Origin of the sequence: Bradyrhizobium sp. PRIMUS42 (assembly GCF_023006515.1) — a bacterium.
Taxonomy (GTDB): domain Bacteria; phylum Pseudomonadota; class Alphaproteobacteria; order Rhizobiales; family Xanthobacteraceae; genus Bradyrhizobium.
Window position 1 is genome coordinate 1 of sequence record NZ_JALBGZ010001360.1, and the last position, 775, is coordinate 775.

1 protein-coding gene is annotated in these 775 nt (G+C 67.6%); it reads left to right on the top strand.

What is annotated here, in order from left to right; genetic code table 11:
- Positions 1–775 (top strand): MmgE/PrpD family protein (locus MOV75_RS40345; protein ID WP_247008425.1); only part of this gene is annotated, 775 nt, incomplete at both ends.

The window sequence follows — 775 nt, forward strand, 5'->3', positions numbered from 1 at the left end:
ACCGGCCTCGTGGCTCCTCCGGGCGCGGCGCTCGCGGGAAGTTTCGCGCTCGGCCTTTCCGAGGACCAGGCAACCAGCGCCATCGCGATCGCGGCCAACACGTCCAGCGGACTCAACGAATGGCCGCATGCCGGCGGCTCCGACATGTATTTCCATCCGGGTTTTGCCGCCAGCAACGCGATCAAGGCGGTCGGCCTTGCCGCGGCCGGCGCCTTCGGCTCGGAGACCATCCTCGAAGGCGAAGCCGGCCTGTTCGCCGCCTACCGCCGCCAGGCCGCGCCCGACAGCATCGCGCTGTTCCCGAATGGCGAATGCGAGATCATGGCCGTCTACAACAAGCCGGTCCCGGCCTGCAATTTCGCGCAGACAGCGGCTCAAGCGGCGCTCCGCGTCTCGCACGAACTCGCCAGCGTCGACGAGATCGATCGCATCGTGATCAGCGCGCCCGATGCCGCCGTTCGCTATCCCGGCTGCGATTCCGCAGGGCCCTATCGCAATGCGCTCCAGGCCAAGATGAGCATTCCGTTCAGTGTCGCGGCAACGCTGGCGCGGGGCGAGATCGAGGAAGAGAACTACGCCGAGCTGGATGATGCCGACATCATCCGCCTGGTTGCGGTCACCGAGCTCAAGGCAGATGCCGGCTTCACGGCTGCCTTCCCGGGCAAGCAGGGCGCGCAGGTGACCGTGCGGCTGCGCGATGGCCGGACCATCCGGCACGCTTTGCCCGACGTCATCGCCGCAACACCTTCGGATATTCGCGCGCGCTTCCGCAGCG